This window comes from Microbacterium sp. CCNWLW41 (assembly GCF_037083505.1).
Genome location: NZ_JBAOJP010000001.1, coordinates 1,561,274 through 1,586,012 on the forward strand (window position 1 = coordinate 1,561,274; position 24,739 = coordinate 1,586,012).

A 24,739-nucleotide genomic window follows, 5' to 3' on the forward strand; every position below is an offset into this window, starting at 1 on the left:
TAACGGAAGCACAGGCTCGTGAGGAGAATCCCGTGAACGATCCGCACCACGACGCCGCCGCCGGCGCCGTCGCACACGACCACACCGATACAGTGCACAGCGAGTCGGCCCACGAAGGGCACGACGCACACGCAGGGCATGGCGCACACGCCGGGCACGCCGGCCACGACCCGCACGCCGATCACGCCGGTCATGACGCTCACGCCGGCCATGACGCACACGCAGGGCATGGCGCACAGGCCGGGCACGCCGGCCACGACGCACACGCGGGTCACGGCGGTCACGCCGGGCACGGGGCCGACCACGTGGCGCGCTTCCGCCGGCTGTTCTGGATCAACCTGGTCCTCGCCGTCCCGGTCGTCGCCTTCTCGGGCATGTTCGCCATGCTGCTCGGCTACACGCTTCCCGACGCCCCGATCGTGTCCTGGATCTCACCGGTGCTCGGCACTGTCATGTTCTTCTGGGGCGGCTGGCCCTTCCTCACGGGAGCCGTCTCGGAGCTGCGGGCCCGCAAGCCCGGGATGATGCTCCTCATCGGACTCGCCATCACCGTCGCGTTCTTCGCGTCGTGGGGTGCGAGCCTCGGCCTTCTCCATCACGAGCTCGAGTTCTGGTGGGAGCTGGCTCTCCTCATCGTGATCATGCTGCTCGGCCACTGGATCGAGATGCGCTCGCTCGCGCAGACGACGTCGGCGCTGGACTCGCTGGCAGCCCTTCTCCCCGACGAGGCCGAGCGCGTCGAGGGGGATCGCATCGTGACGGTGCCGCCCGCCGACCTGGCCGTCGGCGACGTCGTGGTGGTCCGCCCCGGCGGGCGCGTCCCCGCCGACGGCCGCATCGTCGACGGCCGCGCCGACATGGACGAGTCGATGGTCACCGGCGAGTCGCGGGCCGTCGCGCGCTCGCGGGGCGACCAGGTCACCGCAGGGACCGTCGCGACGGATTCGGGGCTGCGCGTCGAGGTGACCGCCACCGGCGACGACACCACGCTCGCGGGCATCAAGCGTCTGGTCGCCGAGGCGCAGAACTCGACCTCGCGCGCCCAGCGCCTGGCCGACCGCGCCGCGGGATGGCTGTTCTGGTTCGCGCTCGGCGCCGCTGCGGTCACGGCCGTCGTGTGGACCGCGTTCGGGATGCCGGACGAGGCGGTGGTCCGGACGATCACGGTGCTGGTCATCGCGTGCCCGCACGCGCTCGGGCTGGCGATCCCCCTCGTGGTCTCGATCGCGACCGAGCGCGCCGCCCGCGGCGGCGTCCTGGTGAAGGACCGCCTCGCGCTGGAGAGCATGCGCACGGTCGACGCGGTGCTCTTCGACAAGACAGGCACGCTCACCAAGGGCGAGCCCACGGTGGTCGACGTCGCGGCGGTCGCCGACATCGACGCCGACGCCGTGCTGGCGCTCGCCGCCTCGGCCGAGGCCGACAGCGAGCACCCCCTCGCCCGCGCCATCGTCCGGGCTGCGCACGAGCGCGGACTCGCGGTGGCCACGGCGGCCGACTTCCAGTCCTCGCCCGCGGTCGGCGTGACCGCCACCGTCGGCGGTCAGGTCGTGCGGGTCGGCGGCCCTCGCCTGCTGGAGGAGATCGGCGCGGCGGACGTGACGGCGGCGGAGGACTGGCGGGAGCAGGGTTCGACCGTGCTGCACGTGGTCCGCGACGGCGAGGTCGTCGGCGGGCTGGCGCTGGCCGACGAGATCCGGCCGGAGTCCCGCGAGGCCGTCGAGGCGCTGCACGCGCTGGGCGTCCAGGTCGTCATGATCACCGGGGATGCGGAGCCCGTCGCGCGTTCTGTGGCCGAGGCCCTCGGCATCCGTCGCGTGTTCGCGGGTGTGCGACCCGAGGACAAGTCGGCCAAGGTCGCCGAGCTGCAGTCGGAGGGGCTGAAGGTCGCGATGGTCGGCGACGGCGTGAACGACGCTCCCGCGCTCGCCCGCGCCGACGTCGGCATCGCGATCGGCGCCGGCACGGACGTCGCCATCGGGTCGGCGGGGGTCATCCTCGCCTCGAGCGATCCGCGCTCGGTGCTCTCGGTGATCGAGCTGTCGCGCGCCGGCTACCGCAAGATGTCGCAGAACCTGTGGTGGGCGGCGGGGTACAACCTCCTCTCGGTGCCGCTGGCGGCCGGCGTGCTCGCCCCCGTCGGCTTCGTGCTGCCGATGTCGGTCGGCGCCCTCCTGATGTCGCTGTCGACGGTCGTGGTGGCCCTCAACGCCCAGCTGCTGCGCCGCCTCGACCTGAGCCCCGAGCACAGCGCCCGCGCCGTCCTCGAACGCTGACGATGCGCGGGGCGGTGCGGGTGCATTCACCCCCACCGCCTTGGGCGGCGGCGCTATTGTTTGGGCATGGCAACGCCTCCACCGGGTTGGTACGACGACGGCCACGGCGCGGTCCGCTGGTGGGATGGAAGGCAGTGGACCGAGCACGTCGCCTCGCCCGCGTCCGCGGCGGACGACACCTCCGAGCCGCCGGCTCCCCATGCCCCCGAGCGGAGCGACCGCGACGCCGTACCGGTGCCCCCGCCGGCGGGCGAGGGCGCGGGTGCGCTGACGGGCGTCGGAGGATTCACGCCGCCTCGTGCGACCGAGTGGTCCGCCCCATCCGGCGCGGTCGGCGGCGCGCCGGATGGGTACGGCTACAGCCCCGCGGCGCCAGCAGCCGACAGCAGTCCCGTGCCATCGCCCGTCGTGACGTACCCGGGCGACGCCACATCGGCGGGTGCGTCCTCCGCGCCGCAGAAGTCCAAGGGATGGTTGGTCTGGCTCCTCGTCGGCGTCGGGCTGGTCGCCGTCCTCGCCGCAGTGGTGGCGTTGGCCGTCATGCTCATCACCGGCGGTTTCGGCGGACCCGCGACAAGCCCCGCTTCCGACCCTGCTCCGCGACCGCAGCCGCAGGCGACTGCGAGCGTCGATCCGGAGGTGGTCGAGACGGAGGAAGCGGCGCCCACCGTCCCCGCCGATGCGGCCGCGGCCGCGACCGCGGCCGTGGAGACCTACAATCAGGCCTGGCTCGACTCGGACTGCGAGGCCTATATAGCGTCCACGACCGAGCGATTCCGCACGGTGACGGAGCTGCCCGACTGCGAGTCGTTCTATCCCGAGTCCCGCAACTTCGCCGCCCAGGTCTCCGACTTTCAGATGACGGTGCGTGAAGTGCAGACCATCGGCGACGCCATCGCGGTGTCGACGACGGAGTCCTTCATCAGTCCTTACGACGATGAGGGCAATCCGACCGCTGAGCCTCAGCTCTACGAGGACCCCTGGGAGTACTTCGTCGTGTACGAAGGAGATGCCTGGAAGGTGAACGACCTGTACCCGGACTGACCGTCCGGATCCGATCTGCCGGGACTGCCGCCGCCCGGCGTGCAGCGGAGCGCGTAACCTCTCCGCCTCTGCTTCACGGGCGCCCGCCGCCCGCGGGGATAGGGTTTGTCCATGACGACGACTCCTCCCGGTTGGTATGACGACGGCCACGGCGCCCTGCGGTGGTGGGACGGCAGTCAGTGGACGGAGCATGTCGCTCAGCCCGACCCGGAGGCGTCGGAGGCCCCGACCGAGGCCGAGATCGTGGCCGCGCAGCTGGGCTTCGGCGGCGGCGAGCCCGCTGCGACCGCGGGGACCGCCGGCCCTGACGCGCCCGCTCAGCCCGTCACCGCCGCACCCGCCGCGACCGCGGCCGCCCCGGGGGCGGCATCCGTCGCATCTCCTGGGTATGCTGCCGGCGCGCCTGCCCAGGCGGTCGTGCCCGCGGCGACGCCGCCCTACGCGGGGCAGCCCCAGCCGCCGTACCCCGGCGGTGCACCTGCGGGCGGCGCCTTCACCGCCGCCACCGAACCTCGCAGGTCCAAGCTCTGGATCGTGTGGGTGGTGCTCGGCGTCGTGCTTCTCGGCGTCGTCATCGCGGCGGCCGTGCTGATCCCGCTGCTGATCCTCTCGGCGTCGACGTCCGGCGGCTCCGCGCAGAGCGATGACGAGCGCTCGGCCGTCGCCGCCGTGGAGCTGTTCGACGAGGCCTATCAGCAGGGCGACTGCGACGCCCTCGCCGAGGCGACGACGGAGGAGTTCCGGGCGGCGAACGGCTTCGACGACTGCGCCGCCTTCCAGGAGCAGGCCGCCGCCTTCAACGCGGCCCTCCAGGAGTACGAGATCGAGGTGACGGACGTCGAGACCGTCGCGGACGTGATCGTCGTGACGACGACGGAGAGCTACTCCGAGGTCGGCGAGGACGCCGAGCCCACCCCGGGCTCCGCGGTGTACGAGTACACGGTGGTCGATTCCGGCGGCGCCTGGCTCGTCGACGACGTCGCCGGCGGATGAGCGCGGCGCAGGCGATCCGTCCTCCGCGCGACGCGCGCTTCTACCTCACCTGCGTGGGGATCGGCCTGCTGGCGGGCCTGCTGTCGGGCCTCTTCGGCGTCGGCGGCGGAACCGTCATCGTGCCGTTCCTCGTGATGCTGCTGCGCTTCGACCAGCGCCTCGCGGCGGGGACGTCTCTGGCGGCGATCGTCCCGACCGCCACGGTGGGCGTCATCTCCTACGCCGTCCACGGCTCCGTCGCCTGGATCGCCGCGCTGCTGCTCGCCGCCGGCGCGGTGGTCGGCGCCCAGATCGGCACGTGGCTCCTGCCCAGGCTCTCGCTCACGGTGCTGCGGTCGGCGTTCGTCGGGTTCCTGGTCGCGGTGATCGTGAGCCTCTTCGTCGTGATCCCATCGCGCGACGCCGAGCTCGTCCTGACGTGGCTGAGCGGCGCCGCGCTGGTCGTGCTGGGAGTCGTCACCGGCATCCTCTCGGGTCTCATCGGCGTCGGCGGCGGCATCATCGTCGTTCCGGCGCTCATGGTGCTGTTCGGAACGAGCGATCTGGTCGCCAAGGGCACCTCGCTGCTCATGATGATCCCGACCGCGCTGTCGGGCACCGTCGGCAACATCCGCCGCCGCAACGTCGACCTGGTGGCGGCGGCGATCGTGGGCATCGCAGCCTGCACGACGACGGCACTCGGCGCGTGGGCGGCGGTGCTGATCGACCCTGTCGTGGCGAACGCCCTCTTCGCGGCGTATCTCGTCGTGATCGCCGTGCAGATGGTGATCCGTGCCTGGAGGGGCCGCTCCCGCCCGGCCGGGGGGTCCGAAGCCGCTCGGTAGGATGGCCTGGTGCCAGTGAACCCCGAGCTCGTCGAGCGTGACTTCCCGCCGACGGCCCCCTACCTCGTGGGTCGCGAGAAGGTGCGCGAGTTCGCGCGCGCCGTCTTCGCCGACGACCCGCAGCACATCGACCCGTCGGCCGCGCAGGCGCTGGGCTACAAGGACGTCGTCGCCCCTCCCACGTTCGCCATCGTCGTCACCGACGCCACGCTCCAGCAGCTGCTGGGCGAGCCCGACTCCGGCATCGTCCTCAAGAACGTGCTGCATGCCGAGCAGAAGTTCCGCTACTCCAGGCCGATCGTGGCGGGCGATGCGCTGACGGCGAAGCTCTCGGTCACCGGCATCCGCGCGATGGGCGCCGCGTCGATGGTCACGAGCGAGTCCGAGATCACGGATGCCGCGGGGGACCACGTCGTGACGGCGACCTCCGTGCTGCTCGTGGGGGAGGGCGACCAGTGAGCGCTGCATCGACGGGCCCGGCGATGGATGCGCTCGCCGTGGGCGACGTCGTCGCCGAGCGCACGGTCCACCTGACCCGCGAATCCCTCGTGCGCTACGCCGGCGCCTCCGGGGACTTCAACCCGATCCACTACCGCGACGATGTCGCCGCCGCTGTCGGACTGCCGGGAGTCCTGGCGCACGGCATGCTCACGATGGGCCTGGCCGTCGGCACCGTCGGGTCGTGGATCGGCGACACCGGTCGCATCCTCGAGTACGGCGTGCGGTTCACCAAGCCCGTCGTGGTCGACCCCGAGTCCGGCGCCGACGTCACCGTGGTCGCGAAGGTCGGCGCGGTCGACGAGGAGTCCGCCCGCATCGATCTCACCGTGTCGTACGAGGGCACCACCGTGCTGGTCAAGGCGCAGGTGCGCGTGCGGACCGCCTGACGCATGCCCGAGGTCATCCCCGTGCCGCTGTCGCGGCTCACGACACTCCGCACCGGCGGTCTGCCCGCCCGCGTGATCGAGGCGACGACTCGTGACGAGCTCGTCGACGCCCTCCGCGACGTGTGGGCGTCCGGCGACGAATGGCTCGTGCTCGGCGGCGGATCGAACCTGTTCGTCGGCGACGAGCCGTTCGACGGCACCGTCGTGCGCGTGCTCACGAAGGGCATCGAGCGGATGCCGTCGCCTCTGCCGGGCCGGGTGCGCCTGAGGGTGCAGGCAGGACACGACTGGGACGACCTCGTCGCGTACGCCGTGGCCGCCGGTCTCGGCGGTCTGGAGGCGATGTCGGGGATCCCCGGCACCGTCGGCGCGGCGCCGGTGCAGAACATCGGCGCCTACGGGCAGGAGATCGTCCAGACGCTCAGCGAGGTCGAACTGCTCGACGAGTCGACCGGCGAGGTCTCCACGGTGCCGGCCGCCGAGCTCGGCCTCGGGTTCCGGACGTCCGTGCTCAAGCACCACTACGGCTCGGTGCCCGAGCGTCGTGCCGTGATCCTGTCGGTCACCCTCGACCTGCCCGAAATCGGCCCCGACGCCCGTCGCATCGCCGGCGACCAGCTGCGCACGGCGCTGCGTGTCGGCCCCGACGACGAGGTGACGCTCGCGTGGGTGCGCGACCGGATCCTCGAGACCCGTCGCAGCAAGGGCATGGTGCTCGACGCCGACGACCCCGACACGTACAGCGCCGGCTCGTTCTTCCAGAACGCCGTGGTGTCGGCGTCGTTCGCCCGGACGCTTCCCGACGCGTGCCCGCGCTGGCCCGTGCACCCAGACCTCGATCCGGTCCTGGTCATCCCGCTCGCGACCTTCGACGGCCACGTGCCCGCGCCCACGACCGTCGAGTCCGACGTGAAGGTGAGCGCCGGATGGCTCATCGAGCAGGCCGGCGTCCGCAAGGGCTTCAAGCTGCCGCGCTCGCGCGCGGGACTGTCGACCAAGCACGCGCTCGCGCTGACCAACCGCGGCAGCGCGACCGCCGCCGAGCTGGCCGAGCTCGCCCGCTTCATCCAGGGCCGCGTGCAGTCCGAGTTCGGGCTCCTCCTCCAGCCCGAGCCCGTGCTGGTCAACGTCGAGCTCTGACACCCCCCATCCCGGGTTTGGGGCGCGCGGCACCGGTTCGGGGCGCGCGCGACGCGCCCCGAACGAGCGGGACGCGCCCCGAACGAGCGGGACGCTAGGACGCGAAGAGGCGCTGCAGGCGCTGGATGCCCTCCAGCAGGGCCTCGTCGCCGAGGGCGTACGAGAGGCGCAGGTAGCCGGACGGGCCGAAGGCCTCGCCGGGGACGACCGCGACCTCGGCCTCTTCGAGGATGAGGTCGGCGAGCTCGAGCGACGTCGTCGGGGTCTTGCCCGCCCACTCGCGGCCGAGGAGGCCGCGGACGTCGGGGTAGGCGTAGAACGCGCCCAGCGGGTTGGGCACGGTCACGCCGTCGATCTTCGACAGCTCCGACACGATGGTGCGGCGGCGGCGGTCGAAGGCCAGGCGCATCTGCTCGACCTCTCCCTGCGGGCCGGTGAGGGCTGCCAGCGCCGCGCGCTGCGCGATGTTGTTGACGTTCGAGCACAGGTGCGACTGCAGGTTGCCGGCGATCTTGATGGCGTCCGCGGGTCCGACCATCCAGCCCAGGCGCCAGCCGGTCATGGCGTAGGTCTTGGCCACGCCGTTGACGAGGATCGTCTGGGCCGCGGCATCCGGAACCGCCTCGACGATCGAGATCGCACGGGTGCCCTCGTAGACGAGGTTCTGGTAGATCTCGTCGGAGATGATCCAGATGCCGTGCTCGACCGCCCATTCGCCGATCGCGGTGGTCTCCTCGGCGGTGTACACCGCGCCGGTGGGGTTGGAGGGAGAGACGAAGACGAGGGCCGTCGTGCGCTCGGTGCGTGCCGCCTCGAGCTGCTCGACGGTGACCTTGTACTCCTGATCGGCCCCGGCGAAGACCTCGACCGGGACGCCGTCGGCCAGGGCGATCGCCTCGGGGTAGGTGGTCCAGTACGGGGCGGGGAGCAGGACCTCGTCGCCCGGGTTGAGGACCGTCTGGAACGCCTGGTACACGGCCTGCTTGCCGCCGTTGGTGACGATGATCCGCGACGGGTCGACGTCCAGGCCCGAGTCGTGCAGCGTCTTGGCGGCGATGGCCTCGCGCAGCACCGGCAGGCCGGCCGCCGGTGTGTAGCGGAAGTTGGCGGGATCGCGCAGCGCCTCGGCGGCGGCATCCACGATGTATCCGGGCGTCGCGAAGTCGGGCTCGCCCGCCGCGTACGAGATGACGGGGCGGCCGGCGGCCTGCAGCGCCTTGGCCTTGGCGTCGACCTTGAGGGTCGCGGACTCGGCGATGGCGGAGAGCTTGCGGGAGAGCGGTGCGCGTTCGGTCACGCTTCGAGCGTAGTCCGAGCGGCGCGGCGGTTCAGCCGCTGCTTCCGCACGGGCGGCCTGCGACCGGTGGGGGAGCGGCGCCGGCGACGGCGGGTCTCGCCGCCCGCCGCCCGGCGAGCCCTTTCCGCGGCTCCCCCGGCCGGGATAGCCTGTGCCTCGTGGACGCGTGGATCTGGGGTGCGGTCGTGCTCGCCATCGTGCTCGTGATCGCCGGGGGGATCGCCTGGTGGCTGGCGCGCGGCTGCGTCCTCACCATGATCGGCGCGACCGGCGCCATCGTCGGCGGCGTCATGTCGCTCGTCGCGCTGGCGGTGCTGCTCGACCTCGACACCGGCCTGCGGGTCTCAGCGATCGGCACGGTGGCGTCGGGCGTCTGGCTGCTCGCGTGGGCGCTGGCCGGCGGCATCCGCGGTCAGCGCATGCTTCGCGCCGAAGAGCGAGCGGATGCCGCCGCCGACGCCCTCGTGGCGCCCACCGCGCCCGCACGCCCGCGCAGCATCTGACGCGGCGACTGCCCGTTCGCGCGCCGGTTCGCGGCCCGCTTCGCTTCGCTCCGCACCCCGACCCGGTGGACGCGGGCATCCACCGAATGGGGGATGCCTCCTCCTGCGGATGACGGCTGGGCGAGGCGGCTCGGCGCCGCGAGGCTGAAGGCATGAGAACTCCAGCGGTGCAGGTGCGGAACCTGCAGAAGACGTATGACGGCCGCGCGGTCGTCGACGACGTGAGCTTCGACATCGAGCAGGGCGAGACCTTCGCCCTGCTCGGCCCGAACGGCGCCGGCAAGTCGACGACGGTCGAGATCCTCGAAGGGTACCGCCGGCGCAGCGGTGGCACGGTGAGCGTGCTCGGCGTCGACCCCGAGCACGGCGGACTCGAGTGGAAGGCGCGTCTGGGGATCGTGCTGCAGGTGTGCGGCCAGAGCGGTCTGCTCACCGTCCGCGAGCAGCTGCGGCAGTTCGCGGGCTTCTACCCCGACGCGCGAGACGTCGACGAGGTCATCTCCGCCGTCGGCCTCACGGCCCAGGCGAAGATGCGGACCTCCAAGCTGTCGGGTGGCCAGCAGCGCCGGGTCGACGTCGCGATGGGGATCATCGGCCGGCCCGAGCTGCTCTTCCTCGACGAGCCGACGACCGGCTTCGATCCGGAGGCCCGCCGGGAGTTCTGGGAGCTGATTCGCGGGCTCAAGGCGGACGGCACCACGATCCTGCTCACGACCCACTACCTCGATGAGGCGGCTCAGCTCGCCGATCGGGTGGCCGTCATCGCGGACGGTCGGCTGCAGGCGGTGGGGCCGGTCGACACGTTCGGCGGACCGCAGGCCCGCGTGCCGCTCGTCCGGTGGCACGAGCAGGGCGTCCGGCGGGAGCAGCGCGCGACCGCGCCGCTGCGCTTCGTCGGCGAGCTCACCGAGAGGCTGGGGCACGAGCCGGAGCAGCTCGAGATCGTCCGCCCGAGCCTCGAGGACATCTATCTGGAACTGGTCGCGAGCGCATCCGGCGTCGCGGCGGCGGACATGAAGGAGACGGTGCGATGAGCACGACGGCGATACGGGTGCCGGGGATCGTCCCGACCGGCCTGTGGCGGGCGCAGTTCGAGCTGAGGCAGTACTTCCGCTCCGGCGACACGCTCTTCTTCACGTTCCTGTTCCCGGTCTTCATGCTGGGACTCTTCAGCGTCGCCTTCGGCGGGGACGGCGACGTGCAGATCGCGCCGGGCGTGCCGGCGCTGCCGATGGCGCAGCTGTACCTGCCCGGCATGATGGCGGCAGGGCTTCTGCTGTCGGGGTTCCAGAACCTCGCGATCGACATCGCCCTGGAGCGCTCGGACGGCACGCTCAAGCGGCTGGGAGGGTCCCCCCTCTCCCCGGTGAGCTACTTCCTGGGCAAGATCGCGCAGGTCCTGGTCACCGGCGTCCTGCAGACGGTGCTGCTGCTCGCGGTCGCCGGCATCCTGCTGGGCGTGCCGCTGCCCACCGAGCCGGCGCAGTGGCTCACGTTCGCATGGGTGTTCGTGCTCGGCATCGCCACGTCGGCTCTCCTCGGCATCGCGCTGTCGAGCGTGCCTCGCACGGCCAAGAGCGCGACCGCGGTCGTGATCCCGGTCGGACTCGTCCTGCAGTTCATCTCCGGCGTGTACCTCATGTTCTGGCAGCTGCCGGAGTGGCTGCAGAACATCGCGTCGCTCTTCCCGCTGAAATGGATGGCGCAGGGCATGCGGGCGGTCTTCCTCCCCGATGCCTTCGCGGCGCTCGAGCAGGGCGGCGAGTGGAATCTGGGCGGCGTCGCCGCGGCGCTGGGGATCTGGCTCGTGGTGGGGCTCGTGCTCTCCCTCGTCACCTTCCGGTGGATCCGCCGCAACGCGTAGCCTCACTCAGGGACAGGAGGACGGATGCTGCAGAAGCGGTGGTGGGACATCGCGGTCGTCGCCGGATCGGCGTCGATCGCGATGGCCATCGCCTTCGGCCTGGGGCCGGGGGGCGCGGCCGAACGGGCGATCGCGTTCGTGGCCATCGCCGCGTTCGCGCTGGCGTACTTCGTCATCGCACGCCCCGCGATCGGCGCCGCGTCGACGGTGCGGTTCGTCGCGTTCATGATGACGATCGCTGTCATCCTCACCGTCGGAACCGCGGCGACCGCGTTCCTCGCGACCCTCCAGGTGCTCGCGTACCCGCTGGCGTGGGTGCTCGGCGACACCCGCCGCCGCGGCGTCATCGGGTCGGCTGTGATCGCCGCGGCTGTGATGCTCGGCTACGCGATCGGCGGCGGCTTCACCGTGGGCGCGATCGTCGCGGGACTGACGACCGCCGGGTTCTCGTTCGCCTTCGCGACCGCGTTCGGCCTGTGGATCTCGGGTATCGCGGAGTACGGCGAGGAGCGGGCGCGACTGCTCGACGAGCTGACGGCGGCGCAGGCCGAGGTGCGGGCGCTGAGCCACGAGCGTGGTGCGTCGGAGGAGCGGGAGCGGCTCGCCCGTGACATCCACGACACGCTCGCTCAGACCCTCGCGGGGCTCGTGATCTTCGCGGAGCGCGCAGGGCGGCAGTCTCGAGAGGGGCAGGCGGATGCCGCGGCCGCGACGATCGCGACCGTCGAGCAGGTCGCGCGCGACGCACTCGGCGAGGCACGCGCGCTCGTCACCCGCACGGCCGCCGTGCCCGACGAGCCCGCGTTCGGTGCTGCCGTCGAGCGTCTCGCGGAGCGGTTCCGCGCGCACGACGGCGCCGCGATCGACATCGAGGTCGACGATGTCGCCGAGGCGCTCGACCGCGACCGGCAGGTCGTGCTGCTGCGCTGCGTGCAGGAGGGGCTCTCGAACGTCGCACGACACGCGCGGGCCACGCACGTCTCGGTCGCGGTGCGGGAGTCGGAGGAGGGCGCACTGCTCGAGATCGTGGACGACGGCAGCGGCTTCGACCCTGCGGGCACCGGCGGCGGATTCGGCCTCGCGGGAATGGCGGAACGCGTGGCTCTGGCGGGCGGCACGTTCGAGGTGGACTCCGCGCCGGGCGTCGGCACGACCGTGCGCGTACGGCTGCCGATCTCGCCGGGGCAGCCCACTGTGGCGTCCGCGGACGCACGCCGAGCGGGGGAGGCGCCGTGATCCGCCTCCTCATCGCCGACGACCATCCCGTCGTGCGCGCGGGCCTGGCCGGTCTGCTGTCGGACGAGCCCGGCTTCGACGTCGTGGCGGAGGCATCCGACGGAGACGAGGCGGTCCGCCTGGCGGCCGCGACGCACCCGGACGTCGTGCTGATGGACCTGCGCATGCCCCGGGTGGACGGCGTCACGGCGACCGCGCGGCTCGTCGGGGGAGAGGCGGGCACGCCGCCGCCGCGCGTGCTGATCCTCACGACCTACGAATCCGACGACCAGATCCTCGCCGCGATCGAGGCGGGGGCATCGGGCTACCTGCTGAAGGCGGCGCCGCAGGCGGAGATCGTCGCCGGCATCCGCTCGGTCGCCGCCGGGCAGTCGGCGCTGTCGCCGCAGGTCGCGGTGCGGCTCGTCGAACGGATGCGCCGCCCCGAGCCCGGCGCCGTACTCACCGCCCGTGAGCTCGACGTGCTGCGGCTGGTCGCCACCGGTCACAGCAACAAGCAGGTGGCGGTCGCCCTCGGGATCGGCGAGTCGACGGTCAAGACGCACCTGCTCAAGGTGTTCGAGAAGCTGGGAGTCGCCGACCGCACGCGCGCCGTGACCCTTGCCATGGAGCGCGGCCTGCTCTCCTGACGCCGGCTGGGCCGGCTCACCGCGAACGGGCTTCCGCCGGCGTCCTCGTCGGCTCCTGCCCCACTTCGCGGATCCGGAATTCGGACTTTCGCAGCGTTTCCGGAGAGCTGGCGGCGCATCGATCCGGAAACGCTTCGGTTCTCCGAATTCCGGATCCGTGACGGATGCCGCGGAGCGACGACGGATGCCCCGGACCGGGCGGTCCGGGGCATCCGTCTGCCGTTCAGCCGAACTGGTTCATCGTGTTGTCCTTGCCGCCGGCCTTGAGGGCCGCGTCGCCGGCGAAGTACTCCTTGTGGTTGTCGCCGATGTCGCTTCCGGCCATGTTCTGGTGCTTCACGGTCGCGATGCCCTCGCGGATCTCGCGGCGCTGGACGCCCTTCACGTAGGCGAGCATGCCCTCGTCGCCGAAGTACCCCTTGGCCAGGCTGTCGGTCGACAGCGCCGCCGTGTGGTACGTCGGGAGGGTGATGAGGTGGTGGAAGATGCCGGCGCGCGTCGACCCGTCGCGCTGGAACGTTCGGATCTTCTCGTCGGCCAGTCGCGCCAGTTCGGTGTCGTCGTACTCGACGCTCATCAGGTCGCCGCGGTCGTACGCCGACATGTCCTCGCCCCGCTCCGCGAGCAGGTCGTACGCCTGCTGACGGAAGTTGAGGGTCCAGTTGAACGACGGGCTGTTGTTGTAGACGAGCTTCGCGTCGGGGACGACCTCGCGGATGCGGTCGACCATGCCGGCGATCTGCTCGACGTGCGGCTTCTCGGTCTCGATCCACAGCAGGTCCGCGCCGTTCTGCAGCGACGTGATGCAGTCCAGGACGACCCGGTCCTCGCCCGTGCCGGGGCGGAACTGGTAGAGGTTGCTGGCCAGGCGCTTCGGGCGCAGCAGCCTTCCCTCCCGCCGGATGATGACGTCGCCGTCGCTCAGCTCCGCCTCCGAGATCTCCTCGACGTCGAGGAACGCGTTGTACCGGTCGCCGAGGTCGCCGGGCCGGCTCGAGACGGCGAGCTTCTGCGTGAGCCCGGCGCCGAGCGAGTCGGTGCGGGCGACGATGATGCCGTTGTCGATGCCGAGCTCGAGGAACGCGTAGCGGACGGCGTTGATCTTCGCGAGGAAGTCCTCGTGGGGGACGGTGACCTTGCCGTCCTGGTGGCCGCACTGCTTCTCGTCCGAGACCTGGTTCTCGATCTGGATGGCGCAGGCGCCCGCCTCGATCATCTTCTTGGCGAGCAGGTAGGTGGCCTCGGGATTGCCGAAGCCCGCGTCGATGTCGGCGATGATCGGCACCACGTGGGTCTCGTGGTTGTCGATCTGGGACTGGATGAACTCGACCGCGGTCTCGTCACCCGCGCGGCGCGCCTCGTCGAGCTGCGTGAAGAGCAGATCCAGCTCGCGGGCGTCGGCCTGACGCAGGAACGTGTAGAGCTCCTCGATGAGGGCCGGCACCGCCGTCTTCTCGTGCATCGACTGGTCGGGCAGGGGCCCGAACTCCGAGCGGAGCGCGGCGACCATCCAGCCGGACAGGTACAGGTAGCGCTTGTTCGTGCTCTTCAGGTGCTTCTTGATCGAGATGAGCTTCTGCTGCCCGATGAAGCCGTGCCACACCCCGAGGGACTGGGTGTACACCGACGAGTCGGCGTCGTAATCGGCCATGTCGCGGCGCATGATGTCGGCGGTGTACTGGGCGATCGCAAGGCCCGTCCGGAAGCGGTTCTGCGCCCGCATGCGGGCCACATGCTCGGGGTTGATGGCCTCCCAGCGGGAGCCGTGCTGCTCCTTGAGCGCCTGGATGGCTTCGATGTCGTCTTGGTACGCGGTCATGTCAGTTCCTTGGGTGGTGGTGTGGGTGTCGCGGGGACGGATGCCGCGTCACTCGGTCTCGACGAGGAAGCGCGAGTACGCGGGCAGCGTCAGGAACGCCGGGAAGTCCCGGCCGAGGGCGACGTCGCGGAAGATTTCGGCCGCGTCGTCGAAGCGGTCTCCGTCGCGGCGGTCCACCTCGCCGAGCACCTGTGCGATCAGGCCCTCGACGTGCTCGCGGGTGATCGGGGTGCCGTCCTCGGTCGTGCGGTCCTGATGGATCCACTGCCACACCTGCGAGCGCGAGATCTCGGCAGTGGCCGCATCCTCCATGAGGTTGTCGATCGCGACGGCGCCCAGGCCCCGCAGCCACGCCTCGATGTAGCGGATGGCCACCGAGACGTTGCCGTGCACGCCGGCGCTCGTGATCGGGCGGCCGATGTGGACGTCGATCAGGTCGGCGGCCCGCACCTCCACCTCGGGGCGCTGACGGTCGAGCTGGTTGGGCCGGTCGCCCAGCACCGCGTCGAACTCGGCGCGCGCCACCGGGATGAGGTCGGGGTGCGCCACCCACGTGCCGTCGAAGCCGTCACCGGCCTCGCGCTTCTTGTCAGCGGCGACCTTCTCGAACGCGCGCTCGGTCACCTCGGGATCACGGCGGTTCGGGATGAAGGCGCTCATGCCGCCGATCGCGAAGGCGCCGCGCTTGTGGCACGTCTGCACGAGCAGCTCGGTGTAGGCCCGCATGAACGGCACCGTCATCGTGACCTCGCTGCGGTCCGGCAGCACGAAGCGCGCGCCGCGGCCGCGGTAGTTCTTGATGATCGAGAAGATGTAGTCCCAGCGGCCGGCGTTCAGGCCCGCGCAGTGGTCGCGCAGCTCGAAGAGGATCTCCTCCATCTCGAACGCGGCCGGCAGCGTCTCGATGAGCACCGTCGCGCGGATGGTGCCGTGCGGGATGCCGATGTAGCGCTCGCTGAAGGTGAAGACGTCGTCCCAGAGCTTCGCCTCCTCGCTCGATTCGAGCTTGGCGATGTAGAAGTACGGGCCTCGGCCGTTCGCGATCAGCGCCTGGGCGTTGTGGAAGAAGTACAGCCCGAAATCGACGAGCGAGCCGGATGCCGCCATCGTGCGGCCGGCGCGGTCGGTGAAGCGGAGGTGCTGCTCGGGCAGGTGCCACCCGCGCGGTCGCATCACGATCGTCGGGGTCTCGGTCGCGGTCACCTCGTACCGCTTGCCCTCCGGGCTGGTGAACGAGAGCTCGCCGCGGATCGCGTCGCGCAGGCTCAGCTGCCCCTCGATCACGTTCTTCCACGTCGGGCTGGTGGCGTCCTCCTGGTCGGCGAGCCACACCTTCGCGCCCGAGTTCAGCGCATTGATGGTCATCTTGGGGTCGGTCGGGCCGGTGATCTCGACGCGGCGGTCCTCGAGCCCGGGGCCCGCGCCGGCGACCTTCCACTGCGCGTCCTCACGGATGTGCCGGGTCTCGTCGCGGAACTGCGGGTCGTGGCCGTTGCCGATCTCGAACCGGCGGCGCATGCGGTCGGCGAGCCGGTCGTGCCGGCGGGCGCCGAAGCGGTGGTGCAGTTCGGTGAGGAACGCCAGAGCCGCGGGGGTCAGGATCTCGTCGTAGCGGGGGCCGAGGCGCCCGGCGATCTCGATCGAGGGCTCGTGCGTCTGGGTGGGGATCGGTCCGGTGCGCGTACGCATCGGGGTGGCGGTTGCAGGTGTCATGGTCCCTGTCTTCCTGTGAGCAGTGCGTGGAGAGTGGGATGCCGCGATCCGGCGTGTGGGCCGGATTCGCGGTTGCCCCTGATCTGCGTTCTGGGCCGATCGGCGGTATGTCGTGAGACCACTCTGCGGTGAAGTTCGGGGAACTACCTGACGAATCAGGCTGTGAAGTTTTCGTCTATTTCTGTTTTCGTGACAGAATCGGCCCATGACGACGACGCTGACCAGGGATGCCGCCGCAGAAGTCCCCGACGATGGCGGGGTGGACCCGCTCACCATCGGCCGCCGCATCCGGCAGCTGCGCACCGACCGCGGCATGACGCTGGAGGAGCTCGCCGCGGCCGTGGACCGCGCGCCGAGCCAGCTGTCGATGATCGAGAACGGGCGCCGCGAGCCGAAGCTGACGCTGTTGCAGGCGATCGCCCGCGCGCTGGGCTCGTCGATCGAGGCGATCCTCGAGTCGGAGCCGCTGGACGAGCGCGCAACGCTCGAGATCTCCCTCGAACGCGCCATGCGCGGCCAGACGTTCCAGGCGCTGGGGATCCCGCCTTTCCGTATCGGCAAGGCGGTGCCGACCGAGGCGCTGAAGGCGATGCTGGCCCTGCAGGGCGAGATCGAGCGTCTCCGCGACGAGCGGGCCGCGACGCCGGAGGAGGCCCGGCGGGCGAACGTGGCGCTGCGGCGGCTGATGCGCACGCAGAACAACTACTTCCCCGAGCTGGAGATCGAGGCGCGCCGGCTCCTCGATGCCGTCGACCACCCGGGGGGTCCGCTGACGCAGCGCACGGCATCCGACATCGCCGCCCACCTCGGCTTCACTCTCCACTACGTGCCCGACCTGCCGCAGACGACGCGCTCGGTCGCCGACATCAAGAACGGCCGCCTTTACCTCTCCAGCCGGGTCACGGCCAAGGGAGACCCCCGCACCGCACTGCTGCAGGCGCTGTCGAGCCGCATCCTCGGCCACCGCGAGCCGACGTCGTACGCGGAGTTCCTCCGTCAGCGCGTCGAGACGAACTACCTCACCGGGGCGCTGCTCATCCCCGAGGCCCATGTCGTGCCGTTCTTGCAGGAGGCCAAGAAGGACCGCGCGATCTCGATCGAGGACCTCCGCGACGCGTACTCGGTCTCGTACGAGACGGCTGCGCACCGCTTCACGAACCTGGCGACCGTGCACCTCGGCATCCCGGTGCACTTCCTCAAGGTGCATGAGTCGGGCACCATCACCAAGGCGTACGAGAACGACGACGTCAACTTCCCCACGGACCGCCTCGGCGCGATCGAGGGCCAGATGTGCTGCCGCAAGTGGACGTCGCGCGTCGTCTTCGACGTCGACGACCACTTCAACCCGTACTACCAGTACACCGACACGGGCAACGGGACGTACTGGTGCACCGCCCGCGTGGAGCTGTCGAGCGAGGGCGCCCACTCGGTGTCGGTGGGTGTGCGGTTCGACGACACCCGGTGGTTCCTCGGCCGCGACACGACGAACCGCGGGGTGTCGAAGCACTCCGTCGAGGTCTGCTGCCGCCGGGCCCCTGCCGACCTCGAGGCGGCCTGGCGCGAACAGTCGTGGCCGAACGTGCGGACGCCGAGAACCCTCCTGGCCACCCTGCCGACGGGGGCGTTCCCCGGGGTCGACACGACCGACGTCTACGAGTTCCTCGAGGCGCACGCGCCGCGCTGATCGTCAGTGCCGGCCGGCGACCCAGCCGGCGACGTGAGCCGGCCACGCGGTGCGCGGCGACGACCGCGCGTCCTCGACCCGGTCCGCCACCCGGTACGCCGTGTAGATCGCGTGCACCGCGACCCACCGCAGCGGCTCGACCTCCCAGCGCCGGGCATGGTGCCCGACCCACGGCAGCCGGGTGAGCTCGGTGTCGCGCGCGAGCACGAGGTCGGCCAGCGTGCGGCCGGCGAGGTTCGTCGCCGTCACGCCGGTGCCGACATAGCCGCCCGCCCAGCCCAGGCCGGTCGCCGGGTCATGCGCGACGGAGGCCGTCCAGTCCCGCGGGACGCCGAGCACGCCCGCCCAGGCGTGCGCGATCGGCACGTCCGCGGCATCCGGGAAGAACCGCCGCAGCAGCCGGGTGAGCGAGCTGATCGTGCGCTCCTGGGTGCGTCCGTCCGTGTCGACGCGCGAGCCGTAGCGGTACGGGACGCCTCTGCCGCCGAACGCGATGCGGTCGTCGGCGGTGCGCTGGGCGTACATGTAGACGTGGGCGAAGTCGCCGAGCGTCTCACGGCCCTCCCAGCCGATCCGCTCCCACACCGCAGCGGGGATCGGATCGGTCACGATCATCGACGAGTTCATCGGGAGCACCGCGCGGTGGTGCCCTCGCAGGTCGGGCGTGAACCCCTCGGTCGCACGCAGGACGTGTGCCGCCCGCACCGTGCCGCGGTCGGTCACCGCGCGGCCCGGCGTGATCTCGGTCACGCGCGTGTCCTCGAAGACGGTCACGCCCAGGCGCTCGACGGCCTCGGCGAGCCCGGCGGCCAGCTTCACGGGGTGCACGCGTGCGCAGTGCGGATGCCAGGCGGCCCCGAGCGCGCCGTCGATGCGGAGACGGGATGCCGTGGCCGCGGCATCCCACTCCTCGATGTCGGTGTGGGGCCACGAGCGGTCGTGCGCGACGGCGGCCCGCAGGCGGGCGAGCTGCGCGGCGGAGCGGGCGACGTTCAGCTCGCCGCCCTTCGCGATGTCGGCCTCGATGCCCTCGCGCTGCGCGACGCCGATGACCTCGTCGACGGTCTGGTTGAGCGCCCGCTGCTGCGCGATGGCCGCGTCGCGCCCGCGCGAGGCCGCGAACGCGTCGCGGCCGCCCGTGACGGTGTTCGTGAGCCATCCGCCGTTGCGGCCGGACGCCCCGAACCCGGCGAAGCGCTGCTCGAGCACGACCACCCGCAGGTCGGGCTGGGCGCGCTTGAGGTAGTAGGCGGTCCACAGGCCGGTGTAGCCCGCGCCGACGATCGCCACGTCGGCCTGCAGGTCGCCGTTCAGCGGCGGTCGCGGGGCAGGAGTCCCGCCGGCGCTGCGCCACCACCACGACACGTCGCCGTTGCGGATGTCATCGAGGTCTCGGGTCGGCGGCACGCGCACAGGCTACCGCCGCCGTCCGCGCACGCCGGCGCCGAGGGGTCGTCGATCCGTCCGATTCGCGGCGTCCACCCGTATCCGGTGTACGGCGCGCGACCGCCGCATGGTTCGAGCGCTCAGTCCTCCAGCGCGCGCAACGCGGCCCACAGCTCCGCGCGCGTCGCGAACGACGTCAGATCGCGCCCGAGGACCCGTTCGATGAGCGCCAGGCGGGTGCGCACGGTGTGGCGATGCACGCCGAGGGATCGAGCGGATGCTTCGTGCGAGCAGTCCTCGTCGAGCCACACCCGCAGCGTCTCGAGGAGCCGCGTGCCCTGCGCCGCGTCGTGATCCACGAGGGGAGCGAGCTCGGCCCGTGCGAGGGCGCGCGCCTCATCCCCGAGGGCGGACAGGACGCCCGCGCCCGACACGTCGGCGAACGCCGTCACCGGGGCGAGACCGCGATCTCGCGCGACCCGTGCCTGGCCCACCGCCGCGGCGAACCCGTCGTAGCCGGTCGGGTCCGAGAGTCCCACCCGCACGTCGAAGCGGTCGGCGAGCTCGTCCACGGCCGAGCGGTCGTCCGACGGGACCACGAGCACGATGCCGTCGTCGCCGCGGCCGAAGAACAGCGCGCCGCGCCGCTCCTCCGCCCACAGCTCGAGCATCTCGGCGATGCCGTCGACGCGCAGGGCGGAGGCATCCGTCAGTCCGACCATGATCGGCGCGGACGGCAGCGGCCCCCACAGCTCGCGCGACGTCCGCCGGGCGAGGCCGGGGTCGCCGGTCATGAGCGACTGCGCGAGCCCCGCGCGCAGCGCCGAGCGCGCCCGCGCCAGGCCCTGCTGCTGCTCGAGGGCCAGGCCGGCCATCGCGATGACGGCTGTCACGACGACGCGTCCCTCCTGGTCGAGGTCCCCCGCGGCGATCGCGATCACGCCGCGGAGGTGCCCGCCGCGCCCGAGCGTCTGGAGCGTGAACGGGGTCTGGCCGATGTGCAGGGACGATCCCGCGCGCGCCCCGCGGTGGAGCACGCCCGTCACCTCGCGTTGCAGCGCGGCCGCCGTGTCGTGGCCGAGACTCCCGGCCGGGTGCTCGCGCGACAGCTCTCCGGCCGCGTCGAACATGCCCACCCAGGTGTCGAGCTGCTTGGCGAGCTCCGCCACCGTCGCCCCGAGGCCGTCCGGCCGGAGCGCGGCGAGCGCGATCGCCCGCTGAGCGGCCAGCGCCCAGCTGCGCCGGGCATACGCCTCGGCCGCGATCGCCTCGGCGTTCGCCCGCGCCACGGCGATGAACGGCGTGCGGTAGGGGACCTCGAACAGGGGCATCCGCTCATCCGTGCACGCGTCGACGAGCGCCGGTGGGATGCCGGCGCGCACGACCTCGGTGCCGAAGCCGAGACCTACCACGCCCCGCGCCGAGAGGCGGCGCACGTACGCGCGGTACACCTCGGCCGCGTCCGCGCCGCCGTCGTCGCCGTGGGGGAACTGGGTCCCGGTCGTGAGCAGCACGAGCCCCTCGGAGAGGAACGGTGTCGGGTCGGCGAGATCCGAGCTGTGCACCCATCGGATCGCTCGGTCCAGGGCCGCCGGATCGACGTCGTCGATCGCCAGTGACAGCTGCAGATCTCGGCGTGCGAGCAGTGCGCGCAGCGTGGGGGCGTCGGCGTCCATGATGCTCCGAGTGTACGTTTCGTACAGCGGTCCATCGAGAATGTACGGCCGGGAAGGTGCGGCGTCGGAAACGGCCGACATACGCTCCCCTCCATGAGCAGCGCAGCCGACACCCTCACCGAAACGCCCCTCGGCGGTCCCACCCTGCCTCAGCAGCGACGCCTCGTCACGAGCATCCCGGGTCCCCGGTCGCAGGAGCTGCTCGACCGCAAGGCGGGCGCCGTGGCCGCCGGTGTCGGCCACACCGCACCGGTGCACGCCGTGGCTGCCGGCGGCGGCGTCATCGTCGACGCCGACGGCAACTCGCTCATCGACCTGGGCTCGGGCATCGCCGTCACCACCATCGGCAACGCGCATCCGAAGGTCGTGAAGGCCGTTCAGGAGCAGGTCGCGCAGTTCACCCACACGTGCTTCATGATCGCGCCGTACGACTCGTATGTGTCGGTCGCCGAGGCGCTCAACCGGATCACCCCCGGCGACCACGCCAAGAAGAGCGCGCTGTTCAACTCGGGCGCCGAGGCGGTGGAGAACGCGGTCAAGATCGCCCGCAAGTACACCGGCAAGCCCGCTGTCGTGGCGTTCGACCACGGCTATCACGGCCGCACCAACCTCACGATGGCGCTGACGGCGAAGTCGATGCCGTACAAGCACGGCTTCGGTCCCTTCGCCTCGGAGATCTACCGCGCACCGCTGTCGTACCCGTACCGCGACGGACTGAGCGGTGCCGAGGCGGCGAAGAAGGCCATCTCGCTCATCGAGAAGCAGGTCGGCGCCGACAACCTCGCCGCGGTGATCATCGAGCCCATCCAGGGCGAGGGCGGCTTCATCGTTCCGGCGGACGGATTCCTCCCCGCCATCGTCGACTGGTGCCGCGCCAACGGCGTCGTCTTCATCGCCGACGAGATCCAGACCGGCTTCGCCCGCACCGGCCGCATGTTCGCCAGCGAGGTGTTCGGCATCGTCCCCGACCTCATCACCACCGCCAAGGGCATCGCGGGCGGCCTGCCGCTGGCTGCGGTCACCGGCCGGGCCGAGATCATGGACGCGTCGCACGCCGGCGGCCTCGGCGGAACCTACGGCGGGAACCCGATCGCGTGCGCCGCGGCCCTGGCCGCCATCGACGTCTTCGAGAACGACGGGATGCTCGAGCGCGCCCGCGAGATCGAGGCCGTCCTCACCGAACGGCTGCGCGGGCTGCAGGCCGCCGACCCGCGCGTGGGAGACGTGCGCGGGCACGGCGCGATGATCGCCGCAGAGTTCGTGGATCCCGCGACCGGAGAGCCGGATGCCGCGCTCACCGCCGCGGTCGCGAAGGCCTGCATCGCACAGGGCGTCATCGTGCTCACCTGCGGCACGTACGGGAACGTCATCCGCTTCCTGCCGCCGCTGTCGATCACCGACGACCTGCTCCACGAGGGCCTGGACGTCGTCGCCGCCGCACTCGCGGCTGCGTGATCCGCGGCATCCGTGTCCTGCGCTCCACGGCGCGCAGACCTGACGAAGAGAACTCGACGAAGGAGTCCGAATGACCGAGTTGAGCCGCGATGTCGTCATCGTCGGCGCCGGAGCCGCCGGCCTGACCGCCGCCAACGAGCTGAAGAAGGCAGGCCTCTCGGTCGTCGTGCTCGAGGCGCGCGACCGCGTGGGCGGGCGCCTGTGGACCGACGTCGTCGACGGGGCCATGCTCGAGATCGGCGGTCAGTGGGTCTCGCCCGATCAGGACGCGCTGAAGGAGACCCTCGCCGAGCTGGGGCTGGAGACCTACAGCCGCTACCGCGAGGGGGACTCGGTCTACATCGGCCGGGACGGCGAGCTCAAGCGCTTCACCGGCGAGATCTTCCCGGTAGCGCCCGAGACCGAGAAGGAGATCGTCCGTCTCATCGAGCTGCTCGACGGCATGGTCGCCGAGATCGATCCCGACAAGCCGTGGGAGCACCCCGACGCCGAGGAACTGGACCGCGTCTCGTTCGAGGCGTGGCTCGAAGCCCAGACCGACGACGCCGAGGCGCGCGACAACATCGCGCTCTTCATCGCCGGCGCGATGCTGACCAAGCCCGCCTATGCGTTCTCGACCCTGCAGGCCCTGCTCATGGCCGCCAGCGCCGGCAGCTTCTCGCACCTCGTGGACGCCGACTTCATCCTCGACGAGCGCGTCGTGGGCGGCCTGCAGCAGGTTCCGCTGCTGCTGGCGGAGCGGCTGGGCGACGACGTCCTGCTCGGCCAGCCCGTCAACGAGGTGCACTGGTCCGACGAGAGCGTGCGCGTCGTCACCGACCAGGGGCTCCAGGTGCGCGCCCGCTTCGTGGTGCTCGCGCACGCCCCGATCCTCTATCCGTGGATCGAGTTCCAGCCGGCCCTGCCGCGCCTGAAGCAGCAGATGCACCAGCACATCTCGATGGGCTTCGTGATCAAGGTCCACGCCGTCTACGACCGTCCCTTCTGGCGCGACCAGGGCCTGTCGGGCACCGCGTTCAGCCCGTACGAGATCTCGCACGAGGCCTACGACAACACCAACCACGGCGACGAGCGCGGCACCCTCGTCGGCTTCGTGTCGGACCGCAACGCCGACGACCTCTTCCGCGTGCCGGCCGAGGAGCGCAGGGAGCGCATCCTCGAGTCGCTGTCGCACTACTACGGCCCCGAGGCGAAGACGCCGCTCGTGTACTTCGAGAGCGACTGGGGCGCCGAGGAGTGGACCCGCGGCGCCTACGCCGCCAGCTTCGACCTCGGCGGCCTCGCCCGTTACGGCGCAGACCTGCGCACGCCGGTCGGGCCCATCCACTTCGCGTGCAGCGACATGGCCGGCGCCGGCTACCAGCACGTCGACGGCGCGATCCGCATGGGTCGCCTCGTCGCCGGCAGCATCGTCGAGGCGGCCCGCCGATGAGCGCGCGGATCGTCGTCGGCTACACCGCGACGGATGCCGGCGCCGACGCGCTCTCACTCGGCATGCGCCTGGCCAAGGCGACGGGCGCGGTCCTGGACCTCGTCGTCGTGCTCCCCAGTGAGGAGCGGAGCGTCATCACGCCCCCCAACGCCTCGTACGACCGCTACATCCAGGAGCAGGCCGAGGGCTGGCTGGCCGACGCCTCGAACCGCGTCATCGACGGGGTCGAGCACGAGTCGCACGTCCGGCGTGCGGAGTCCTTCGCCGAGGGGCTGCTCGAGTGCGCCCACGAGTCCGGCGCCTCGCTCATCGTCGTCGGCGCGGCCAACGGCGGGCTGCGGGGCCGGCACCGCCTGGGCACCGTCGCCAGCGAGCTCCTGCACTCCGCCGACGTCCCGGTCGCACTCGCCCCCGAGGGGACGCGCCGCATAGACCCCGCCGGCGGCGTCAGCCGCATCACCGCCGCCATCGGGCTGCGCCCAGGCGCCGACGTGCTGCTGGACGAGAGCATCGCGCTGGCCAAGGCGACCGGCGCCGAGCTGCGCCTGGTGTCGCTGGTGGCGCTCGACCTGCCGGCGGGCCTCGCGGGCAACGAGTCGGCCGCGCAGCACGCCGACGAGGTCTACGTCCACGTGCGGGCCGCGTTACCCGAGGGCATCCACGCCGACTCCGTGGTGGCGCTCGGCGACAGCATCGAGGACGCCGTCGCCGACCTCTCGTGGGACCCCCGCGAGCTCGCGGTCGTGGGCTCCAGCCGTCTCGCGCAGCCTCGTCGGCTGTTCCTCGGCTCGACCGCGGCGAAGATGCTGCACGAGCTGACCGTACCGATGGTGGTCGTGCCCCGCACCCGCCATGAGAGCAAGAACGGAGCACAGCGATGA

Annotated in this window: 21 protein-coding genes; 16 read left to right on the plus strand and 5 right to left on the minus strand. The window is 71.7% G+C overall.

Annotated elements, in window-relative coordinates:
* The first annotated feature begins 32 nt into the window (after nt 1-32).
* The 7 genes from V6R91_RS06910 to V6R91_RS06940 all read left to right on the plus strand — a co-directional run bounded on the left by V6R91_RS06910 (nt 33) and on the right by V6R91_RS06940 (nt 7,164).
* On the plus strand, nt 33-2,276 hold the full coding sequence (locus V6R91_RS06910; RefSeq protein ID WP_442928096.1) for a heavy metal translocating P-type ATPase: 2,244 nt from the start codon (nt 33-35) through the stop codon (nt 2,274-2,276).
* 66 nt (nt 2,277-2,342) lie between these two features.
* Nucleotides 2,343-3,320 (plus strand): DUF2510 domain-containing protein, encoded by a 978-nt coding sequence (locus V6R91_RS06915; RefSeq protein WP_336394839.1) that lies wholly within the window; start codon nt 2,343-2,345, stop codon nt 3,318-3,320.
* Nucleotides 3,321-3,431: 111 nt separating this feature from the next.
* A complete protein-coding gene (locus V6R91_RS06920) occupies nt 3,432-4,313 on the plus strand; it encodes a DUF2510 domain-containing protein (RefSeq protein ID WP_336394840.1) in 882 nt (293 codons plus the stop codon).
* On the plus strand, nt 4,310-5,137 hold the full coding sequence (locus tag V6R91_RS06925; RefSeq protein ID WP_336394841.1) for a sulfite exporter TauE/SafE family protein: 828 nt from the start codon (nt 4,310-4,312) through the stop codon (nt 5,135-5,137). Before V6R91_RS06920 ends, V6R91_RS06925 begins: the two co-directional genes overlap by 4 nt.
* A 9-nt stretch (nt 5,138-5,146) precedes the next feature.
* Complete coding sequence (locus V6R91_RS06930; RefSeq protein WP_336394842.1) at nt 5,147-5,596, plus strand: FAS1-like dehydratase domain-containing protein; 450 nt, start codon at nt 5,147-5,149, stop codon at nt 5,594-5,596.
* Nucleotides 5,597-5,619: 23 nt separating this feature from the next.
* Nucleotides 5,620-6,024 (plus strand): MaoC/PaaZ C-terminal domain-containing protein, encoded by a 405-nt coding sequence (locus tag V6R91_RS06935; protein WP_336395061.1) that lies wholly within the window; start codon nt 5,620-5,622, stop codon nt 6,022-6,024.
* 3 nt (nt 6,025-6,027) lie between these two features.
* Nucleotides 6,028-7,164, plus strand: coding sequence for a UDP-N-acetylmuramate dehydrogenase (locus V6R91_RS06940; protein ID WP_336394843.1), 1,137 nt, complete (start codon nt 6,028-6,030; stop codon nt 7,162-7,164).
* 94 nt (nt 7,165-7,258) lie between these two features.
* On the opposite strand, the gene V6R91_RS06945 is transcribed toward V6R91_RS06940, so the two are convergent.
* Nucleotides 7,259-8,461, minus strand: a complete 1,203-nt coding sequence (locus V6R91_RS06945; protein ID WP_336394844.1) for a pyridoxal phosphate-dependent aminotransferase — start codon at nt 8,459-8,461, stop codon at nt 7,259-7,261.
* Nucleotides 8,462-8,619: 158 nt separating this feature from the next.
* Between V6R91_RS06945 and V6R91_RS06950 the strand changes: the two genes are divergently transcribed.
* The 5 genes from V6R91_RS06950 to V6R91_RS06970 all read left to right on the plus strand — a co-directional run bounded on the left by V6R91_RS06950 (nt 8,620) and on the right by V6R91_RS06970 (nt 12,693).
* Nucleotides 8,620-8,964, plus strand: a complete 345-nt coding sequence (locus V6R91_RS06950; protein WP_336394845.1) for a hypothetical protein — start codon at nt 8,620-8,622, stop codon at nt 8,962-8,964.
* Nucleotides 8,965-9,116: 152 nt separating this feature from the next.
* On the plus strand, nt 9,117-9,998 hold the full coding sequence (locus tag V6R91_RS06955) for an ABC transporter ATP-binding protein (protein ID WP_336394846.1): 882 nt from the start codon (nt 9,117-9,119) through the stop codon (nt 9,996-9,998).
* On the plus strand, nt 9,995-10,828 hold the full coding sequence (locus V6R91_RS06960; RefSeq protein WP_336394847.1) for an ABC transporter permease: 834 nt from the start codon (nt 9,995-9,997) through the stop codon (nt 10,826-10,828). Before V6R91_RS06955 ends, V6R91_RS06960 begins: the two co-directional genes overlap by 4 nt.
* Before the next feature lie 24 nt (nt 10,829-10,852).
* Nucleotides 10,853-12,064: a sensor histidine kinase gene (locus V6R91_RS06965; protein WP_336394848.1), complete on the plus strand. Its 1,212-nt coding sequence runs from the start codon at nt 10,853-10,855 to the stop codon at nt 12,062-12,064.
* A complete protein-coding gene (locus V6R91_RS06970) occupies nt 12,061-12,693 on the plus strand; it encodes a response regulator transcription factor (RefSeq protein ID WP_336394849.1) in 633 nt (210 codons plus the stop codon). Before V6R91_RS06965 ends, V6R91_RS06970 begins: the two co-directional genes overlap by 4 nt.
* A 223-nt stretch (nt 12,694-12,916) precedes the next feature.
* Here V6R91_RS06970 and V6R91_RS06975 read toward each other — a convergent pair whose 3' ends face one another.
* Nucleotides 12,917-14,512 (minus strand): isocitrate lyase, encoded by a 1,596-nt coding sequence (locus tag V6R91_RS06975; protein WP_336394850.1) that lies wholly within the window; start codon nt 14,510-14,512, stop codon nt 12,917-12,919.
* A gap of 48 nt (nt 14,513-14,560) precedes the next feature.
* The gene (aceB, locus tag V6R91_RS06980; protein WP_336395062.1) at nt 14,561-16,201 is read right to left on the minus strand and encodes a malate synthase A; all 1,641 of its coding nucleotides are present in this window, start codon (nt 16,199-16,201) and stop codon (nt 14,561-14,563) included.
* A 229-nt stretch (nt 16,202-16,430) separates the two neighbouring features.
* On the opposite strand from aceB, the gene V6R91_RS06985 reads away from it, so the two are divergent.
* Nucleotides 16,431-17,909 carry a helix-turn-helix domain-containing protein gene (locus tag V6R91_RS06985; RefSeq protein WP_378883397.1) on the plus strand — a complete coding sequence of 493 codons (1,479 nt, stop codon included), beginning with the start codon at nt 16,431-16,433 and terminating at the stop codon, nt 17,907-17,909.
* 3 nt (nt 17,910-17,912) lie between these two features.
* Here the strand turns inward: V6R91_RS06985 and V6R91_RS06990 are convergent, their stop codons facing one another.
* Together V6R91_RS06990 and V6R91_RS06995 are read right to left on the minus strand one after the other, a co-directional pair.
* A complete protein-coding gene (locus V6R91_RS06990; protein WP_336394851.1) occupies nt 17,913-19,316 on the minus strand; it encodes an NAD(P)/FAD-dependent oxidoreductase in 1,404 nt (467 codons plus the stop codon).
* A 119-nt stretch (nt 19,317-19,435) separates the two neighbouring features.
* Nucleotides 19,436-20,971, minus strand: coding sequence for a PucR family transcriptional regulator (locus V6R91_RS06995; protein ID WP_336394852.1), 1,536 nt, complete (start codon nt 20,969-20,971; stop codon nt 19,436-19,438).
* Nucleotides 20,972-21,064: 93 nt separating this feature from the next.
* Here V6R91_RS06995 and gabT point away from each other — a divergent pair, with 93 nt between their 5' ends.
* From gabT to V6R91_RS07010, 3 genes are all read left to right on the plus strand, one after another.
* Entirely contained in the window at nt 21,065-22,426 is a 1,362-nt protein-coding gene (gene gabT / locus V6R91_RS07000; protein WP_336394853.1) for a 4-aminobutyrate--2-oxoglutarate transaminase, read from the plus strand.
* 70 nt (nt 22,427-22,496) lie between these two features.
* The gene (locus tag V6R91_RS07005) at nt 22,497-23,858 is read left to right on the plus strand and encodes a flavin monoamine oxidase family protein (RefSeq protein WP_336394854.1); all 1,362 of its coding nucleotides are present in this window, start codon (nt 22,497-22,499) and stop codon (nt 23,856-23,858) included.
* The gene (locus tag V6R91_RS07010; RefSeq protein WP_336394855.1) at nt 23,855-24,739 is read left to right on the plus strand and encodes a universal stress protein; all 885 of its coding nucleotides are present in this window, start codon (nt 23,855-23,857) and stop codon (nt 24,737-24,739) included. Before V6R91_RS07005 ends, V6R91_RS07010 begins: the two co-directional genes overlap by 4 nt.

Excerpts from the sequence above, each read along its gene's own strand:
- V6R91_RS06920 (WP_336394840.1), top strand. The coding sequence starts at position 3,432 with ATGACGACGACTCCTCCCGGTTGGTATGACGACGGCCACGGCGCCCTG.
- V6R91_RS06925 (WP_336394841.1), top strand. The coding sequence starts at position 4,310 with ATGAGCGCGGCGCAGGCGATCCGTCCTCCGCGCGACGCGCGCTTCTAC.
- V6R91_RS06940 (WP_336394843.1), top strand. The coding sequence starts at position 6,028 with ATGCCCGAGGTCATCCCCGTGCCGCTGTCGCGGCTCACGACACTCCGC.
- V6R91_RS06915 (WP_336394839.1), top strand. The coding sequence starts at position 2,343 with ATGGCAACGCCTCCACCGGGTTGGTACGACGACGGCCACGGCGCGGTC.
- V6R91_RS06955 (WP_336394846.1), top strand. The coding sequence starts at position 9,117 with ATGAGAACTCCAGCGGTGCAGGTGCGGAACCTGCAGAAGACGTATGAC.
- V6R91_RS06935 (WP_336395061.1), top strand. The coding sequence starts at position 5,620 with ATGGATGCGCTCGCCGTGGGCGACGTCGTCGCCGAGCGCACGGTCCAC.
- V6R91_RS06985 (WP_378883397.1), top strand. The coding sequence starts at position 16,431 with ATGACGACGACGCTGACCAGGGATGCCGCCGCAGAAGTCCCCGACGAT.
- V6R91_RS06975 (WP_336394850.1), bottom strand. The coding sequence starts at position 14,512 with ATGACCGCGTACCAAGACGACATCGAAGCCATCCAGGCGCTCAAGGAG.
- aceB (WP_336395062.1), bottom strand. The coding sequence starts at position 16,201 with ATGCGTACGCGCACCGGACCGATCCCCACCCAGACGCACGAGCCCTCG.
- V6R91_RS06960 (WP_336394847.1), top strand. The coding sequence starts at position 9,995 with ATGAGCACGACGGCGATACGGGTGCCGGGGATCGTCCCGACCGGCCTG.
- V6R91_RS06995 (WP_336394852.1), bottom strand. The coding sequence starts at position 20,971 with ATGGACGCCGACGCCCCCACGCTGCGCGCACTGCTCGCACGCCGAGAT.
- V6R91_RS07010 (WP_336394855.1), top strand. The coding sequence starts at position 23,855 with ATGAGCGCGCGGATCGTCGTCGGCTACACCGCGACGGATGCCGGCGCC.
- V6R91_RS07005 (WP_336394854.1), top strand. The coding sequence starts at position 22,497 with ATGACCGAGTTGAGCCGCGATGTCGTCATCGTCGGCGCCGGAGCCGCC.
- V6R91_RS06965 (WP_336394848.1), top strand. The coding sequence starts at position 10,853 with ATGCTGCAGAAGCGGTGGTGGGACATCGCGGTCGTCGCCGGATCGGCG.
- gabT (WP_336394853.1), top strand. The coding sequence starts at position 21,065 with ATGAGCAGCGCAGCCGACACCCTCACCGAAACGCCCCTCGGCGGTCCC.